The sequence below is a fragment of the Terrisporobacter hibernicus genome (genome assembly GCF_020809405.1).
GTDB classification, from domain to species: Bacteria; Bacillota; Clostridia; order Peptostreptococcales; family Peptostreptococcaceae; genus Terrisporobacter; species Terrisporobacter petrolearius.
This window is the reverse complement of sequence record NZ_CP081135.1, coordinates 3,825,046-3,841,684: the sequence shown is the minus strand read 5'-3', so window position 1 is coordinate 3,841,684 and position 16,639 is coordinate 3,825,046. Positions and strand designations below refer to the sequence as shown.

Here is a 16,639-nt window from a genome sequence, read left to right as displayed (position 1 = left end):
TACACTTTCAAATATGAAAATTCTAATTTAAAATTTTTTACTACTTTTTATTTTGGTATTTTTTCTTTTTATATTCATAATCAGGTATTGGAGTAGGGACTACAGTTCCAGGAATACCAGATGGTCCTTGTTGTCCTGTTTCACCTTTTGGTCCCTGTGGACCCATTGGACCCATTGGTCCTGCTGGACCTACTGGACCTGCTGGACCTACTGGACCTGCTGGACCAGTCTTTCCTTGTGATCCCATATCTCCTTTATCGCCTTTTGGTCCTTGTGGACCTATATCTCCTTTTTCTCCCTTTGGTCCTTGTGGGCCTGTTTCACCTTTTGTACCCTTACTTGATGTTCCAGGAATACCAGATGGTCCTTGTGGACCTATTTCACCTTTTGGTCCCTGTGGACCCATTGGACCTGATGGACCTGATGGACCTGCTGGACCGGCTGGACCAGTCTTTCCTTGTGATCCCATATCTCCTTTTGGACCTTGTACACCCATGTCACCTTTTGGTCCCTTTGATCCTTTTGGACCCATTGGTCCCATTGGACCTGCTGGACCTGCTGGACCTGCTGGACCTACTGGACCAGTTTTTCCTTGAGCTCCTACGCCACCAGAAAAACTGCATAGTGGGTTTACATAAACTTCTTTACCTAAATCTACATATTGAATAGAACTTAGTTTAATATAGATCGGACCTTTACCAGAGCATGTTTTACCCATAACTGCACACTGATTAACCTGACAAACTTTTAATCTTAATATACAGTCACTGCCTTCTAACTTTAACCCCACAATTTTGCCAATTGAACATTTTAAAATATTAAAAATTTGAAAATCTCCACAATTTACAGGAACAACAAACATAGGGCAAGATGTAGATTCCATTTTACCAGAGCAGTAAACTTTTTTATTTTTACAAGCTTTATCTGCTTTTAGCTCCTGACATGAAGACATGTTGCAAGAATTACACTTATTTACACAATTTTTGTCCATAATAGTACACTCCATGTTGATAATATTTAGTAGAATTTCTACGTATTATATTTATATGATAAAAATCATAAAATGTTTATCATATATACTTAGAGAATTGATCTACATGACTTTTTCACTATGTGAAATAAATGCAAAATCCTATAAGTTTTTTATTTCGTAAGTATACAATTAAAGCATGGATAATTTATTCTTATATCCATGCTTTAATAACTTTGTAGTATAAATTTATATTTTAGTTTATTAATTATTTATCCAATAAATTTCCATAAAGTACAGGATAATAAGCAGTGCTAGTAGTATCTATATCCAAATCTCTGACCTTAACATGGCCTGCACTAGATGAAGTATCAATTGTTTTTCCATTACCAAGATATATGGAAACATGATGTACGTGGTATTTAATATCATCAATAACTTCATTTCTACTACAAGTATCATTATCTCCATTATTATCACAATATGGACTATTTTCAATATTAAAGAAGATTAAATCGCCTGGTTTAAGCTGGCTTGCTGTTATTTCTCCACCTTGTGCTAATACATATTTTGCTTGATTATCAGATCTTAAATTATTTAATCCTGTATATCCTATGGAATTATAGCAATAAGCCGCAAAAGTATTGCATCTTAACAAACCATCAGCAGTAGATCCATAAGGAAGGCCTAACTTAGAAAATCCATTATATAATAAATTTGTTCTTTTATCATTTTCAAAACCAGACTTTATTTTCATACTATTTGCAACACCATTACTACCGAAAGTAAAGTTAATATTACAATAAGTTATTGTTTTATTAGTAGTCATAGCAAAAGTACTTTCATTAAAGTAGTATAAATCTTTATCAAATGATTGAAGACCCCTTAAAGCATTAAAATCTTTATCACTAAAATAATATGTGTTTCCATCTGTTTTCTTAAATCCATTAATAGCTTCACAAGTAGATGTATCAAAATAATATTTTTCCCCACCTATTGTTCTAAGACCTTTTAATGCTTGATGTGATGACTTTAAAAAATAATATTTTTTACCATCTATTGTTCTAAGTCCTGTTAGTGCTTCACCTGATGATTTTGAAAAATAATATTTCTTACCATCTATTGTTCTAAGTCCTGTTAGTGCTTCACCTGATGACTTTGAAAAATAGTATTTTTTACCATCTATTGTTCTAAGTCCTGTTAGTGCTTCACCTGATGATTTTGAAAAATAATATTTCTTACCATCTATTGTCTTAAGTCCTGTCAATACCTCATAAGATGATGTTGAGAAACAATATTTTTTTCCTTCTATATTTTTAAGGCCTGTATATGCCTCACCTGATGATTTTGAAAAATAGTATTTTTTCCTATCTACTGTTCTAAATCCTGTTAATGCCTGATATGATGACTTTGAAAAATAATATTTCTTCCCACCTATTGTTCTAAGTCCTGTCAGTGCCTGGCCTGATGATTTTGAAAAATAATATTTCTTCCTATCTACTGTTTTAAGTCCTGTTAGTGCTTCACCTGATGATTTTGAAAAGTAGTATTTCTTTCTGTCTACTGTTCTAAGCCCTGTTAGTGCTTCACCTGATGATTTTGAGAAGTAATATTTCTTTCCTTGTATTGTTCTAAGTCCCTTTAACTTTTTACCTGTTTTAGGACTATAGTAATAAATTTTACCAGACTTCTTAACAAATCCAGAATATTTTTTTTTAGTTAAAGTCGTAGATCTTTCAGCATAGGAACTATAATTTACATTGGAAAACCCAACGGAAAATAAAGCCATCACTAAAAATAAACTTAAGTAAATCTTTCTTTTATTATTCTTTTTACACATTTAATATCCCCTTTCACATATCTTTATTGCCCCCTTCATACATCATATTTTTCCAAAAATTAACTACGCACACATAAATTATAGTGAAAAATATCATAAATGCAACAATAAAGTTAATTATTTTAAAAAACAAGTAATAATTTGCATCATTCTACAATATAAGACATTTTGTTTCAAATTCATAATTATTAAATAAAAAATTTCTATACAAGTTTTTACGCACAAAGAATTGTAGTATACTTATAATTAAACAGTAGAAAATTAGGAGTATATTATGACAATTAGGCATTTAAGAATTTTTATAACTATAGTGGAGTGTAAAACCATGAGAAAAGCAGCACAAAAACTATACATATCTCAGCCAGCAGTAAGTCAGGCAATATCTGAATTAGAAAAGTATTATGGTATAAAATTATTTGAACGATTGTCTCAAAGATTGTACATAACAGAAGCAGGGGAGACTTTATTATCATATGCTAGACATATTGTAAGTTCCTTTGAAGATATGGAAAGTGCTATGTTTGATGCATCCTCAAAAATGACAATAAAAATTGGAGGAAGTGTATCTATAGGAACTACAATGTTAAGAGATCTCGTAGAAAAATTAGAAAATGAGATTCCTGGAATAGATGTAAGAGTAACAGTAGATAATACTTCTACTATTGAAAAGAAAGTTTGTCTTAGCGAACTTGATTTGGCTATAGTAGAAGGTTGCTTACAAAGTGATGAAATAATACAAATTCCCGTACATAATGATGAGTTGGTAATGGTAGTAGGAAAAGATCATTTATTTTGGGATAAACAGTGTATATCAATTTCACAATTGCAAAACCAAGACGTAATATCTAGAGAAGAAGGTAGTGCAAACAGAAATCAATTTGAGCAATTACTTATAGAAAATAAAATTAAAATCAATAAGAAATGGAGCTGTACAAATACAGAAGCTATAAAAAATTTAGTTAAAGATGGAAAGGGTATAGCAATAATCTCAAAGTTATTAATAAGTAAAGAAATAGAGGAGAATAAGCTTAAAATTGTTAATGTTGATGATATTAAAGTTTATCGTGAAAGCAAATTAATTTATCACAAAAACAAGTACATATCACCTCAGATGAAAAAATTTATTGAAATATGCCAAAATAGGTATGCCTAAAGATTAGGTATACCTATTTTACTTTTTATATGATTGCACTTTGAATTAAATATATTGCAGTTCCAACAACACCACTTCCAAGTATTATAGATATAGCATTTGCTTTATATTTTCTAAGTAGATATAAACATCCAACAAATATTCCTAGTTCTATAATTCTAAAATCACCTAGATTTAAACTTCTTATATCTGAATTAAATAGTGCTAGTAATAATATAGATGCACCTGCAGAGCCTATTAAAGCTACAACTGCAGGTCTAAGTGATGATAATACAGTTTGTACACCAGTGAAATCACGATATTTATAATAAAAATGTGCAAGGGTTAAACAAATTATAAATGATGGTATTATACAACCAAGAGTACAAATTGTTGCTCCAAAAGGACCAGAAAGTCTAGTTCCAACAAATGTAGAAGAGTTAATAGAAATTGGCCCAGGTGTCATTTCTGCAATTGTTATTAAATCCGTAAATTCAGAAAGAGTCATAAGACCATGGACATTGACAATTTGATCTTGAATAAGAGGAATAGCTGCATAACCACCGCCTACACTAAATAACCCTACTTGTAAAAAACTAAAAAATAATTTCATTAACAACATTGTTTTTGTCCTCCATTATGCTTTTTTTCTTTCTTCAAATTAACTATTAAATCAATAATACCTATAGCTAAACATATTAATATAATAATCATTGCACTTATACTAAAGAAATACGTTGCAACAAATGATATTATCATCATAGATATATACATAACTCTTTTTGTATTACAAACGTTTTGAGCTAGATTTATAACAACATCAAATATAACTGCTGCAACACCTGCCCTCATTACCTGAAGCATAATAGCAATATATGTATTAGTTCTAAATTGTGTATAAAATAATGAAATAAGAGATATGATTACCATTGGAGGAATAATTGTTCCAATAATTGCAACTAATGAACCTATAACTCCGTTCATACGATAGCCTATAATAACTGAGGCATTTACAGGAAGGGGACCTGGTGATGATTGTGTAATAGCTGTTATATCTAGCATTTCATCTTCCTCAAGCCACTGTAACTCTTCTACAAATTTTTTCTTCATAAGAGATACTATTACAAATCCTCCGCCAAATGTACAAGCACTAAGGACAAACATTGATTTAAATAAAATCCATAGTCTTTCTGATTTCGACTGTTTTTCATTCATATAATTTACCTTCTTTCCATATTTACTTTTAACTTAATTATATAAAACTAATAATGATGAGTAAAATACATATTAATTATAAAACCGATAATGAATACTTATCATTATTATTAATTAGTTAAATCTTTATAAAATAACAATATAATTAACCTAAATATAGGAATAAAGGGCCTCATGTAGAATTATATAATATAAGCTTAATTTAGATACAGACATTATGACTTCATCTTAATACTTAGATAAATATAAAATAATATAAATTATTTGAGGTGATTATATGCCATGTAAAACTAAAGTTAATGAGGACGAAAAAATAGTATACGAAATTTGTGAAAAACTAAATAAGTTAGTAAAAAAAATAGTATATTTAGATCCAAGCTTTGTATATACAGGTTCAAAAGAGAAGGGCTATTACACCATTTATAATAAGAATAATTATGGTAAGAGCATGGATTTAAGCTTAAATTTCAGACTATATTACCCAGATAAAGAATCTTTCTATTATGATACACAAGCTAAGCATTTAAAAAGCACGGATCTTAATGAATATATCCAAAGTAAATATAATGATAGTAAGTTGATTTATGCTAAAATAGAGTGGTTTTCAGTAAATCCAACTAGTACGGGTACGGGCAGTAGATTAATAGTTCATTTTATTGAAATATTAAAACACATAGAAAATATTGAATTTATCTTACTTTGTCCTAAAAATAATACTGCTAAAAATTTTTGGTCTAGAAATAAATTTGTTGAAGAAGATTATTATATAAAACTTGATAAAAGGGTAAAAAATACTGCTTGTAAAAGATTAGTTTACAAGTTTTAATATTATTTTAGCTTAAATAATAGGATTTAAAATATAAAAAGTGCCTATTTTTAGTCTTCCGAACATTCGTTCTTTTTGATAAAAATAGGCACTTTTATTTGCTTTTTTCAAAATAGTACAATAAATTTATATTATTTCTTTAGCTTCATTATTGCAATCTTCTAATAAAGATATTTTTTTATCTAGTAACCATATAGTTGCACCACATAAAATTACTATTATAGCAACAATACCATAGGCATAAACAAATGAATGGCCAGATAAGATTTCATATAAATAACCATATGTCTTTCCTGCTATGAATCTTGCCAATGGCCATACACCCATCATAAGACCAAGCAATCTAGGAGGAGAAAATTTACTTATAAAGGACTTTCCAAGTGGAGCAAAGACCATCTCTCCAATAGAAATTAATATTCCTACTGCTACTATCCATATTAAGCTAGCTTGGCCATCACCTCTTAATATTTCTGCTGTACACATAAGAATAAATGCAAATCCTAGTAACATCATTCCCATAGCAGTCTTTTTAAAAATACTCATGTCACCTTTTTCTGACTTAGCATTTCTAGACCAAACCGTTGCTAATACTGGTCCTAAAATTATACAGCAAAGTGAATTTAGAGAATCAAACCAAGAAGAAGGAACTCTAAAGTTTCCTATTACCCAGTTAGCTTTATTAGCATAATCAAAATCAGGCCCCCAGTGATATAATATTGGCATAGAAGTTAAATACCAAACAATCCAAAATACTATAGAAAATACACTAAAAAGAACTATAGCTCCAACTTTTTTCTTATCATCTAATGTAAGAGGTCTTCTATAATCTTTTGATACCTTCTTAGTATAAGTTTTGTTTTCATTTGCTTCAAATGGCTTTTTACCTATTTCACCAAATGTGGCTTTCCCTCCAAAGTAAAACCATATAGCAGAAACTAGTAAAAGCAGGGCACATACTAAAAATGTTTTACCAAAACCTATTTTATAAGCTATAAAAGATACTACAAGCGTTCCAAGAAATGAACCCATATTTGCTATAGAATATTGAATACTAAAGGCAGAGTCAAGCTGACTTTTATCTTTAAATAATCTACCACTTATTCCAGCAATATTTCCTTTATATAAACCTGTACCAATAGATACAAGCACTATCATACCACTTAAAAGTTTTGGTGATGACATTACAGATGCTTCATATCCAAGCACATAACCAGCGCCCATGATTAAGGCTCCTAGAATAACACAAAGTCTAGGATTTATCCACCTATCTGCGATAAAGCCTCCTAAAATGGGAGTTAGATAAGTAAAAGCTACTAAATTCGCAGTCATTTTTGCACCATCAGCAGGTGTAAGTCCTAGACCTCCTTTCATGACTTCAGCTGCAATAAATATAGCAATTAGCCATTTAGCTGAATAAAATGCCATACGTTCTAATGCATAGGCTGAAGTACACACATAAAAGCCCATAGGATATTTAATTTTTGATTTCGTTGATATTTGCATATTTCCCCCTTATTTATTACTTTTCACAAAGTTTGTGAAATATGGTTATATTATACAATATAATTGTTTACTTTCCAATAAAACGAATGAGTTATAATGTATATTTAAATTGAAAAGAGTACTATAATAGATAGTATACATTATTGGAATTTTAATTTTGGCTTTCATAAAGTTTACATAATAATATTATAGAAACTTTTTTCTCAAGGAAAGTAAATTTAGTAAACAATAATCAATATAATTTATTAATAGATACAATTTAGATTTCACTAAGGAGAGAAATATATAAATGCATATATTAAACCTAAATACAAAGCAAGTAATAAAAAATATAGATGAAATAAATTTTAATAAAGATTACCATTTTATTGTATGTAATCCTTGGGAGTTAAAATTTTTTAAAGACGCTTTAAAGCTAAATAATGAAGCTTATAAAGACTGTCTTTCTTTTGATGAGAAGGTAAGAGTTAATATTTATGATGAATATATCTTCTTTACTTTTGCTAATTTCCAAGTATATCAAGAAGATATTCTATTTGAGGAAATAAATATATTCTTATCAGAGAAATACATACTAATAGTTCTTAGAAAGAAAAATGATATATATAAAAAAGTAAAACAATTAATGTGTGAGACATTCTACTATAAATCTAATCTTACTTTATCATTATTTATAATATACTCTAGTATTCTTAGGATTATAATTTCTAACCAATTTGAAAATTTAGAAAAAGTAGAAGAGATTATTTTACAATTGGAAGATGATATTATAAATGAAACAGTGGAGAATGTATCTAGTAAAATAAGTCATATAAGAGGTATGTGTAGAAACTGTGTAAAAAATATTAGGCCCTTAACCTATATAATAGACACTTTACTAAAAGATGGTATGGAATTTTTCTCTGATGATGATCATGATAATTCATATTTAGAAAAAGAATACGAGAAACTTTTACAAGGATTAGATTTGTCCATAGATAAGCTTTACAATTTTTCATTAAGCACTAGAGAACTGGCAGATAAACTTTTAGATATCTATTCATCCAAAGTTTCAGAGAGAACAAACAGTCTAATAACTAAGCTTACTATTTTTACAGGAACAGCCGTACCCATAAGTATAATTACAGGAATATATGGTATGAACTTCAAATACATGCCTGAGTTAACTTATGCATATGGTTATAAAATTACAATCTTAATTATTATATTAATAATAATTATTAGTTTTATTATTTTCAAAAGAAAAAAATTTCTATGACATTAAAAGTTACCATAATATTGTTATGGTAACTTTTTTCTAATTAATTTAACATAATTCTTCCTTTTTTTACAAAAACACCTCACAAAGCCATAAGAGTGTTTTTAAGGGGTTTTTATACTTTTTCATGTAAATATATTACATATTCTTTAGAGCCCTCTTAAATCGTCATTAAAAAGGTTAGTTTTTCGTGTAACTAAAGTTAATTTCAAAGTTGTTTACATAACATAATTATGTAAACACAATTCTTCCGATGTATTATCTTATTATGAACATAAACATCTAAGATGAATTATCTCCATAGATCTTTCACTTTAACAAATTTAGAATTTTATAAAAATATTTATCCTTATATATATTTTTAAATTTTAATAAACCTTACTATAATTATTCGTGTTACAAAAAAGTTACCATAATATTATTATGGTAACTTTTCAAATGCCATATTCTACTAAATTTCTAATACTCATCGCGTAAAGCCATATATGACATTTTAAAGAAACAACTGCCTACAATCAACCGTTGGCATTATAAATACATTATACGCACCTTAAAAACCATTATAAAAACTTCGTTTTCTTACTTTTTATTAAATAATGAAAATTCATTTACTATAAAATGAAACTAGCTCATTTTTCTATCTTTATTAAATAGAGTGCTAGAAATTTTATCAGAAGCTTCTTGATCCATTTCTTTAAGAGCGTGAGAATATATATTAAGAGTAGTATTAATGTTGGAATGCCCAACCCTCTCAGAAATAACTTTTATAGGTACCTTTGCATCAATTAATAGAGTGACATGAGAGTGACGTAAATCATGAAATCTTATGTGTTTTAAATTATTCTCTTTTAAAAATATTCTAAATTTCTTACTCAAAACATCTGGGGCTATAGGATTTAAATTTTTATCATAGAATATAAGCTCTCTATGTGACTTTTCGCCTCTTAATTTAGCTGCCAATCTATCTTTTTTTAGCTGTTTTAACATTAAAATTACCTCTTTTGGAGCTGAAATAGTTCTTATAGACGACTCAGTTTTAGGATCTTTAAGTATGACTTGACCATTATTTCTAACTGTTATTTTATCTATTGTAATAGTAAAGTTATTAAAATCCACATTATTCCATGTAAGACCTAGTATTTCTGATATTCTTAGTCCTAATCCTCCTGCCAGTACAATAGGTAATTCCATAGAAGTTCCTTGGGATTTTTCTAGAAGTATTTGCATATCTTGTGCATTGTAAATCTCATTTTTATATTTTCTGTTCTTAGGTACCTCTACAAATTGTACTGGATTTTCTTTAATCAACTTCAATCTATAAGCTCTTTTTAGTGCTAAATTAAGTACATTTAAGTGCACTTTTATAGTCTGTGGTGTTAGTAAATCAAGTAAATCGTCCACATAATTTTGCACATGTATTGGTTTTATTTCGCATAATTTTATATCACCAAGTAGAGGAATTATATATTTTTTACATATTCTAGTGTATATATTATAAGTAGTGATGGATAAATTTATCTTATATTTTTCTAGAAAGTCCAATATGTAATCTTCTAAAATCATTTCATTTGGAACTAATAATTCATCCTTATATATATCTTCTTTTACTTCATTTAATCTCTTATTTGCATCTCTTTTTAGTGGATAAGAACCCATATTTTTTTGCTTCTTTTTATTAGTTTTTTTATCAAAATACTCTAAATAAACTATATAGTTTTTGCTTCTTTTTCTTATAAAAGCTGTACTCATTATTAATCTCCCTGTTTATAATTTGTAAATACTTATAAATATATATTACCATAAATCCCAGAAAAAAAGTAAATATTTTACTGGCATACAACTGACATATATCCATTTACACCCTGCAAAAACATTTTAATTTCAACAATATTTGATTTTCGGCATAAAAGTATATATTTTATGTCTTTAATATTTTAAATAAATGTAACTTATGACCAATAACTAAAAATAAACCTTAATTTATAATATTACTTGCTACACAAATCATACATATATATAGTCTTATATAATTAAAAGCTTATCTATCCTTATCACAACCAATGTATAAACCCACAAAATAATCATATATAATTACTGTTATAAAGGACACAACAAACAGAAAAATAAAAATAATATTAGATTATATTATTAAAGGATTTTGTCAAAAATATAATTTAAATACTATACGTAGTTACATAAAATTTACATATATATTTAAATATTTGAAAGCTTCTTATTTAAATAGTTTGGATTTTATTGTATACTTATATAAGATGATCAAACTAAAAATAGAAAGGTGGATTAAATATGAAAGTATTTGCACCAGAATCAGCTATAAATGCTTTAAAAGAAATAATAGCAGATAACCAAGATAAACCAAATAATGTAAGAGTATACTTTGCAGGTTTCGCTTGCTCAGGTCCAAACTTTGCTTTAGCTCTAGATAGCGAAATAGAAGGCGAAGATGTATCTTGCGACGTAGAAGGAATTCACTTTATAATGAACCAAGACGAATTCTTAACATACGGGAATGTAATCATTCAAGAAATGCCAAACAGAGGATTTGTTGTTATGGTTGAAAATATGCCTTCTAACGGTGGCGGAGGTTGCTCTGGTTGTTCAGGCGGTTGCGACTGTTAATTATTTATATAGAGTACTAGTAAATTATCTAGTACTCTATTATTTTGTACTAAAGGAGTAGAGACAAGTGAGAAGAAGAAAGAAAAAAGGTTCAGACCTAAAATTATTAAGCTACGAAAATTATGTTAAAAATGAAGACATAGAAAGTTTAAAAGGACAGTGGAGTAAAGTATTTGGTAATGACAACGAAATACACGCAGAATTTGGAACAGGTAGAGGTAAATTTATCACTACATTAGCAAAACTAAATCCCAATATAAATTATATTGCAATGGAAATCAAAGAAGAGGTATTATTAAAAGCTGTAGAAAAAGCTGCCGATGATAATTTAACAAATATAACTTTCATTTGGGGCAACGTTAATAGCATCGAAGATTACTTTGATAAAAACGAATTATCAAGAGTGTATATAAATTTCTGTGATCCATGGCCAAAGAAAAGATGGGCAAAGAGAAGACTAACACATACAAACTTTTTACAAAAATATTACCACATTTTAAAAGATGATGGAGAGGTACATTTTAAATCAGATAACGAGAAATTATTCGAATTTACCTTAAATGAATTTTGTAATAATCCATGGAAAATGAAAAATATTTCATTAGACTTAGCAAATAATGAAGATATAGAAAACATAACAACAGAATATGAAGATAAGTTTATATCTCAAGGATTAAAAATATATAGATGTGAAGCACAAAAAGTAGTAAATCCATTAAAATAAAGTTAAAACATAAAAACAAGTAGAAAAATACATTAATATATTGTACGAAAGTAGACATGAAGTACAAGGGAATAAAAACCTTCCATAGAAATTTAGTAATATACTATTATTCTATGGGAGGTTTTTTATTAAATGAAAATTTTAAAATTATGTTCACTATTTATATTATTAATGCTATCTATGGGTTTAGTTCCACTAAAAAATGAAAACATACCTCTTACTAAACAAGAATTAACTGATTTATTTCCAGATAGTGATTTTCGTGATGTAATATACGACTACTTTCCTAACGAAGAAATAACTTTATTAAAGTTAAAATCTTTAGATGGAGAATTTTATGCCAGTAACGAAGGTATAGAAGATTTAACTGGTATATCAACATTAGAAAATATAGATACTTTTGTATTTTGGAACAACCACATTAAAACATTACCTAATGAAATTTTAAATCTAGAAAATGTAAAACACATAAATTTGGAGAATAACTATCTAACAGAAAATAAAGTAATTGATTTGTTGGAAAAGAAAAACGTAGATGTGGATCATGATTTAAATTTTATCCAATCTGAAAAGTCACAATATGAGTTATGTAGCAATAAAACTAAAATAACTCTAGAAAAAAATGAAAAAATAAATATAAGAAGCTTATTGTATAAATCAATAAACAACTACCCAAACTACTGGGAGCCTTCAAAAGATATACCAAAGGATTGTAAGTTATATATACAGACAAATAATCCTGCCCTAACATCCATATCAAATGATAGTAAGATTTCATTTACCAAAGATGGCATCTATTATGTAGTTGTAAGTTTAAACACTAACAAATACACATCTTCAACAGTTGTCATCAAAGCTATCGTAAAATAAAAAGGCTATACGCCTTTTTATTTTAGAATAGATCAGTTTTTCTTCTAGTTATTATTAATCCCCATACAACTACTAAACAGTAAGTTATATATAAAGTCGATTTAGCTTCTTCAACATCTATACTAAAGATTTCTTTAGTATCAGGCAAGACTACTAGAATAGAAGCAATAATAATCAAAACAGGATTAATTATTATTTGTCTTTCAGATCTAAATAATAATATATTACCTGCCCACATCACTGAAAACACAAGAAATAAAACTTTGAATATAAATTCCATATTATTCATTCTTCTAATCTCCCCTCTACTTAGTAATATAGCACATTAACTAAGTGAGTATTTAGTTTTATAAAAAAACGCAAGCAATAAAGATTATATAACTTTTTACCTTAAATATAAAGATATTTTTAATCATTCTTTCATATACTTTTATAATTAATATATTAATATACAGATTTATATATTTATAATAATTTAATAATTTTTAAGAAGGGGATAGTTAGATGAAATTTTATCAATGGTATTCTCAAGCCTGTGGAGGCATTTTAGGAATAGTATCTTGTATCTATTGCTATTTAAGAGGAGATTTACTAATCTATTCTAATTTAAATGGCAATTTTGATATAATTAGCTTTAACGGTATATTAGCAAGTTACATATTATACCCATTATGTTTTTTAACTTTTATTATGGCAATAGTTATGGCATTACCAAACACAAACCATAAAAAAATATTAAACGTTGAAGTAACAAAAATTAATTCTTTTCTAATCTACTTAACTACACTTGTTGGCATACTAGGGTGCAATGTTTATTTTATAATTCCAGCCTTATTACTACTAATAAGAGAGTTCATGTATCCGTTTAAGTACTGCGTATCAAAAATTAACAACACTGAGCAAGATAATCAAGAATTAAACGATACAAAGGAGCAACTTCTAGCTACAAAGACAGAAATGGCAATTAATCTTTTAAATAAAAATGCAAATATTCACTTTATAGCAGAGGTAACAGGTTTATCAGAAGACTTTGTCTCAAATTTAAAAAGAGTAGACCTAACAAAAAAATAGTATAAAAATCACTTAAAATAATTTTCATACTATATTTGTTAATAAAATCTATTTAGAAATATAATTAAGTATATCCTCATATACAGGTTTATCTAACCCCATTATTTTTACAGGATCTCCATTATATTTCATATATAAGTATGTACCATCTTCATTATCTTTAATATTACAAGATGTTATATACTTATATTCATAGGATTGTAGTAAGTGAGGATGATCACCTATCAATTTACAAAATATTAATCTTCTATCCGAAGCTAATAATAAGCCCTCTGTATCAAGTATATCAAAAGTGGTAATACTTTTTAATTTACATTCAGTAAAAAAAGTTAATTTCTCATTTTCTTTTAGAAAATAATTAAAACGACAAAGCTTCATTTAGTTCCTCCTCAAATATTAAATATATTTTTATAACCCCTTTATAATATAGTATATTTTATTTTTCTATCTTGCATCAATAATTAAGTACATAATTAATAAAAACTATTTTATTATAAATAAAGGTATTATTATTATGAATATAGAAATAAATACTTAAGTTAGATTATTTAGTACTTTGAATTATTACTTAAATCATTATACTTATGTAAAATTGAAATTAAAAATTGTTTTAAAACAAATCAAGGAGGATATTGAAATGGAAGTATTAAAAGTTTCATCAAAGTCTAATCCTAATTCTGTAGCTGGAGCTCTAGCAGGAGTACTAAGGGAAAAGGGAAGTGCCGAAATACAAGCAATTGGGGCAGGGGCCCTAAATCAAGCAATAAAATCAATTGCTATTGCAAGAGGTTTTGTTGCACCAAGCGGCCTAGATTTAATCTGTGTGCCTGCATTTACTGATATAGAGATTGATGGCGAACAAAAAACTGCTATAAAGTTAATTATAGAGCCTAGATAGTATAGAATTATTATTAAAAATAATCATGTGGATTAGCTGCATGATTATTTTTTTACATATTTGTAAAGACACCAAATTAGACATTAAAATATAAGATTTAGAAGCTTATATATCAATATCTATGGCAAATATTATTCCAATATATAAAATCATATGTCAAAATGAAAATATCATTAATTTAACTAAAAAGATAATATAAAGTGTTATAATATTTTTTAATATTTATAAATTATACTAATATAATCATTATTAAGATAAAAAGAGTGATATAAGTAACTAGTTTCTAAATGTATATTTAGGGAATAGTTACTTATGATATAGTCTAATAAGTACTCTTTTTGCTATATTTCTTATAATTCATATTTCTTTATTTTTTATGACTATTTTATTGCTTTTTATTGTAACTACACTGCATTTATGGTATTTTCATTAATGAAAATTGTTTTTAAGGTGGTATTTTATATGAGTAAAAAAACGTTGAAAATTAATAACAAATCAGATAAGCCTAATAACATTGTTATAAAGGAACACGAACTTATAGAAAAAAGCATCTCTTTCGAAAATAAGCTCCCACCTTTTATGAAAGATTATTTTATATACTTAAAAGGTTCTGTAGCTGTTTCTACAAGATCTGCTTATTTAGAAGATATTTGCTTTTTCTGCGACTACATAATAAGCGAAACTGACATATCAAGCGCTCAATCAACAAAAGAAATTACACTAGAAGAGTTTAACAACATTAAAGCTAGAGATGTTAACTTATTTTTAGGAGATTATTGCCCTAGATATTATAGAGATAGAAATAATACTACATTAATATATGAGAATAATAACCGTGCTTTAGCTAGAAAAAAATCATCCATCTCTACTCTATTTAAATTTCTATATAGAAATGAACAGTTGGATAACAATATTACAGATGGATTCAACCCTATAAAGCTTCCTAAGCCTCAACCAGATGCCATAAAGAGACTTGATATAGATGAGGTTGCAAGAATGTTAGACGCTGTAGAAAGCGGCCAAGGTCTAACAGATAAGGAATTAATTTATTGGGAGAAAACAAAACTAAGAGATAAGGCTATATTAGCTTTATTTGTTACATATGGTTTAAGATTAAATGAGCTTCGAGAATTAAATATATCTTCCTTTAACTTTTCTAGAGGTGAGTTTAAGATTTATAGAAAAAGAGGAAAAGAAGTTCTAATGCCAATAAACAAAACTTGTGAATATGTGGTAAAAGACTATATTTATAACGAAAGACCAAACAACGAGTTACTAGACGAGGAAGTTAAGGATGCTCTATTTTTATCTTTACAGAAAAAACGTCTAACTCCAAAGTCAATTAGACAATTGGTAAAGAAATATACATCCATATGCATGAATACTAGTAGAGAAAATGGCTATAGTCCTCACAAGCTAAGAGCAACAGCTGCTACCTCTCTTATTCAATCTGGATTTTCAATTTATGATGTAAAAACATTGTTAGACCACGATAATGTCACTACTACACAACTATATGCTGCACATAAAAAGAATATAAAACGAGATATTGTCAATAATTTTGAATGGATAGACGAAAATAGCGATGAATTAGAAGATATGGATGAAAATAGTGATAATTTATAAATAAATAAATTCAAGAACAAACGTTTGTGTCATTAGCTTGTATATGATACAATATAAATATATAGT

General features: G+C 27.7%; 17 protein-coding genes. 9 read left to right on the top strand and 8 right to left on the bottom strand.

Annotation, left to right across the window (positions count from 1 at the left end; all coding sequences use genetic code 11):
* Nucleotides 1-40 precede the first annotated feature (40 nt).
* Nucleotides 41-991 (bottom strand): collagen-like domain-containing protein, encoded by a 951-nt coding sequence (locus JW646_RS20205; RefSeq protein WP_272491853.1) that lies wholly within the window; start codon nt 989-991, stop codon nt 41-43.
* A gap of 247 nt (nt 992-1,238) precedes the next feature.
* Nucleotides 1,239-2,810 carry a hypothetical protein gene (locus JW646_RS18780; RefSeq protein WP_228415991.1) on the bottom strand — a complete coding sequence of 524 codons (1,572 nt, stop codon included), beginning with the start codon at nt 2,808-2,810 and terminating at the stop codon, nt 1,239-1,241.
* Between the two features lie 274 nt (nt 2,811-3,084).
* Between JW646_RS18780 and JW646_RS18775 the strand changes: the two genes are divergently transcribed.
* Nucleotides 3,085-3,963: a LysR family transcriptional regulator gene (locus JW646_RS18775; RefSeq protein ID WP_228415990.1), complete on the top strand. Its 879-nt coding sequence runs from the start codon at nt 3,085-3,087 to the stop codon at nt 3,961-3,963.
* 25 nt (nt 3,964-3,988) lie between these two features.
* Here JW646_RS18775 and JW646_RS18770 read toward each other — a convergent pair whose 3' ends face one another.
* Nucleotides 3,989-4,564 (bottom strand): chromate transporter, encoded by a 576-nt coding sequence (locus tag JW646_RS18770; RefSeq protein ID WP_074916678.1) that lies wholly within the window; start codon nt 4,562-4,564, stop codon nt 3,989-3,991.
* A complete protein-coding gene (locus JW646_RS18765) occupies nt 4,555-5,157 on the bottom strand; it encodes a chromate transporter (RefSeq protein WP_074916676.1) in 603 nt (200 codons plus the stop codon). The genes JW646_RS18770 and JW646_RS18765 overlap by 10 nt, the downstream gene beginning before the upstream one ends.
* A 277-nt stretch (nt 5,158-5,434) precedes the next feature.
* Between JW646_RS18765 and JW646_RS18760 the strand changes: the two genes are divergently transcribed.
* Nucleotides 5,435-5,983: a hypothetical protein gene (locus tag JW646_RS18760; RefSeq protein ID WP_228415989.1), complete on the top strand. Its 549-nt coding sequence runs from the start codon at nt 5,435-5,437 to the stop codon at nt 5,981-5,983.
* Nucleotides 5,984-6,109: 126 nt separating this feature from the next.
* Here JW646_RS18760 and JW646_RS18755 read toward each other — a convergent pair whose 3' ends face one another.
* The gene (locus tag JW646_RS18755) at nt 6,110-7,486 is read right to left on the bottom strand and encodes a peptide MFS transporter (RefSeq protein ID WP_228415988.1); all 1,377 of its coding nucleotides are present in this window, start codon (nt 7,484-7,486) and stop codon (nt 6,110-6,112) included.
* A 289-nt stretch (nt 7,487-7,775) separates the two neighbouring features.
* On the opposite strand from JW646_RS18755, the gene JW646_RS18750 reads away from it, so the two are divergent.
* Entirely contained in the window at nt 7,776-8,744 is a 969-nt protein-coding gene (locus JW646_RS18750; RefSeq protein ID WP_074916670.1) for a magnesium transporter CorA family protein, read from the top strand.
* A 624-nt stretch (nt 8,745-9,368) separates the two neighbouring features.
* Here the strand turns inward: JW646_RS18750 and JW646_RS18745 are convergent.
* Nucleotides 9,369-10,493 (bottom strand): tyrosine-type recombinase/integrase, encoded by a 1,125-nt coding sequence (locus tag JW646_RS18745; RefSeq protein WP_148556763.1) that lies wholly within the window; start codon nt 10,491-10,493, stop codon nt 9,369-9,371.
* A gap of 558 nt (nt 10,494-11,051) precedes the next feature.
* Here JW646_RS18745 and JW646_RS18740 point away from each other — a divergent pair.
* The 3 genes from JW646_RS18740 (at nt 11,052) to JW646_RS18730 (ending at nt 12,978) form a co-directional block, all read left to right on the top strand.
* A complete protein-coding gene (locus tag JW646_RS18740) occupies nt 11,052-11,384 on the top strand; it encodes a hypothetical protein (protein ID WP_018590959.1) in 333 nt (110 codons plus the stop codon).
* Between the two features lie 67 nt (nt 11,385-11,451).
* Nucleotides 11,452-12,108, top strand: coding sequence for a tRNA (guanosine(46)-N7)-methyltransferase TrmB (gene trmB, locus JW646_RS18735; protein WP_148556762.1), 657 nt, complete (start codon nt 11,452-11,454; stop codon nt 12,106-12,108).
* 132 nt (nt 12,109-12,240) lie between these two features.
* A complete protein-coding gene (locus JW646_RS18730; RefSeq protein ID WP_206923524.1) occupies nt 12,241-12,978 on the top strand; it encodes a hypothetical protein in 738 nt (245 codons plus the stop codon).
* Nucleotides 12,979-13,000: 22 nt separating this feature from the next.
* Here the strand turns inward: JW646_RS18730 and JW646_RS18725 are convergent, their stop codons facing one another.
* On the bottom strand, nt 13,001-13,267 hold the full coding sequence (locus JW646_RS18725) for a hypothetical protein (RefSeq protein ID WP_018590962.1): 267 nt from the start codon (nt 13,265-13,267) through the stop codon (nt 13,001-13,003).
* A gap of 215 nt (nt 13,268-13,482) precedes the next feature.
* On the opposite strand from JW646_RS18725, the gene JW646_RS18720 reads away from it, so the two are divergent.
* Nucleotides 13,483-14,049, top strand: a complete 567-nt coding sequence (locus tag JW646_RS18720; protein WP_074916662.1) for a hypothetical protein — start codon at nt 13,483-13,485, stop codon at nt 14,047-14,049.
* A 48-nt stretch (nt 14,050-14,097) separates the two neighbouring features.
* On the opposite strand, the gene JW646_RS18715 is transcribed toward JW646_RS18720, so the two are convergent.
* Nucleotides 14,098-14,427 (bottom strand): PH domain-containing protein, encoded by a 330-nt coding sequence (locus tag JW646_RS18715; protein ID WP_074916660.1) that lies wholly within the window; start codon nt 14,425-14,427, stop codon nt 14,098-14,100.
* A gap of 259 nt (nt 14,428-14,686) precedes the next feature.
* Here JW646_RS18715 and JW646_RS18710 point away from each other — a divergent pair, with 259 nt between their 5' ends.
* Together JW646_RS18710 and JW646_RS18705 are read left to right on the top strand one after the other, a co-directional pair.
* A complete protein-coding gene (locus JW646_RS18710) occupies nt 14,687-14,947 on the top strand; it encodes a stage V sporulation protein S (RefSeq protein ID WP_039677848.1) in 261 nt (86 codons plus the stop codon).
* Between the two features lie 462 nt (nt 14,948-15,409).
* Complete coding sequence (locus JW646_RS18705) at nt 15,410-16,573, top strand: tyrosine-type recombinase/integrase (protein WP_228415987.1); 1,164 nt, start codon at nt 15,410-15,412, stop codon at nt 16,571-16,573.
* The last annotated feature ends 66 nt before the right edge of the window (nt 16,574-16,639 follow it).

Excerpts from the sequence above, each read along its gene's own strand:
- JW646_RS18705 (WP_228415987.1), top strand. The coding sequence starts at position 15,410 with ATGAGTAAAAAAACGTTGAAAATTAATAACAAATCAGATAAGCCTAAT.
- JW646_RS18710 (WP_039677848.1), top strand. The coding sequence starts at position 14,687 with ATGGAAGTATTAAAAGTTTCATCAAAGTCTAATCCTAATTCTGTAGCT.
- JW646_RS18725 (WP_018590962.1), bottom strand. The coding sequence starts at position 13,267 with ATGAATAATATGGAATTTATATTCAAAGTTTTATTTCTTGTGTTTTCA.
- JW646_RS18755 (WP_228415988.1), bottom strand. The coding sequence starts at position 7,486 with ATGCAAATATCAACGAAATCAAAAATTAAATATCCTATGGGCTTTTAT.
- JW646_RS18720 (WP_074916662.1), top strand. The coding sequence starts at position 13,483 with ATGAAATTTTATCAATGGTATTCTCAAGCCTGTGGAGGCATTTTAGGA.
- JW646_RS18780 (WP_228415991.1), bottom strand. The coding sequence starts at position 2,810 with ATGTGTAAAAAGAATAATAAAAGAAAGATTTACTTAAGTTTATTTTTA.
- JW646_RS18760 (WP_228415989.1), top strand. The coding sequence starts at position 5,435 with ATGCCATGTAAAACTAAAGTTAATGAGGACGAAAAAATAGTATACGAA.
- JW646_RS18750 (WP_074916670.1), top strand. The coding sequence starts at position 7,776 with ATGCATATATTAAACCTAAATACAAAGCAAGTAATAAAAAATATAGAT.
- JW646_RS18775 (WP_228415990.1), top strand. The coding sequence starts at position 3,085 with ATGACAATTAGGCATTTAAGAATTTTTATAACTATAGTGGAGTGTAAA.
- JW646_RS20205 (WP_272491853.1), bottom strand. The coding sequence starts at position 991 with ATGGACAAAAATTGTGTAAATAAGTGTAATTCTTGCAACATGTCTTCA.
- JW646_RS18715 (WP_074916660.1), bottom strand. The coding sequence starts at position 14,427 with ATGAAGCTTTGTCGTTTTAATTATTTTCTAAAAGAAAATGAGAAATTA.
- JW646_RS18765 (WP_074916676.1), bottom strand. The coding sequence starts at position 5,157 with ATGAATGAAAAACAGTCGAAATCAGAAAGACTATGGATTTTATTTAAA.
- JW646_RS18730 (WP_206923524.1), top strand. The coding sequence starts at position 12,241 with ATGAAAATTTTAAAATTATGTTCACTATTTATATTATTAATGCTATCT.
- JW646_RS18770 (WP_074916678.1), bottom strand. The coding sequence starts at position 4,564 with ATGTTGTTAATGAAATTATTTTTTAGTTTTTTACAAGTAGGGTTATTT.
- JW646_RS18745 (WP_148556763.1), bottom strand. The coding sequence starts at position 10,493 with ATGAGTACAGCTTTTATAAGAAAAAGAAGCAAAAACTATATAGTTTAT.
- JW646_RS18740 (WP_018590959.1), top strand. The coding sequence starts at position 11,052 with ATGAAAGTATTTGCACCAGAATCAGCTATAAATGCTTTAAAAGAAATA.